1 protein-coding gene is annotated in these 291 nt (G+C 59.8%); it reads right to left on the bottom strand.

All coding sequences use genetic code 11. The annotated features are described in order from the left end of the window. A partial coding sequence (locus P0G09_RS20085; protein ID WP_275253558.1) for a branched-chain amino acid ABC transporter permease occupies nucleotides 1-191 on the bottom strand: 191 nt, incomplete at its 3' end. Nucleotides 192-291: the final 100 nt, after the last annotated feature.

The raw sequence follows: 291 nt of genomic DNA, 5'->3' as shown, positions 1-291 counted from the left end.
GCTATGGCCTGCGGGGCGCCCTGCAGGCCATAGCAAATCAGGGACTGTTCGTCCAGTATCTCTTTGATGATCTCGCTCTGCTTCCTGTCCCGCTCGGACGCCTTGTAAAGCGATACTACTACGCCGCCGAGGACGCCGAGCGCCGTTACAAGGGCGGCGGCCTTGATGATGGCGTCTGCATCAATCCACATTGGCTTTGTCCACCTCCTTTCCGCCAGGGTATACGGCGGCGGAATAGGCAGCCTCTAGCTCTTGAAACTGTTCCTCTGCGGCCACGGCTCCAAGTTGGGC

Source organism: Faecalibacterium sp. DFI.5.82 (assembly GCF_029076575.1).
Classification (GTDB): domain Bacteria; phylum Bacillota; class Clostridia; order Oscillospirales; family Ruminococcaceae; genus Faecalibacterium; species Faecalibacterium duncaniae.
The sequence above is the reverse complement of the archived record's forward strand: the minus strand, read 5'-3'. Positions and strand labels throughout refer to the sequence as shown.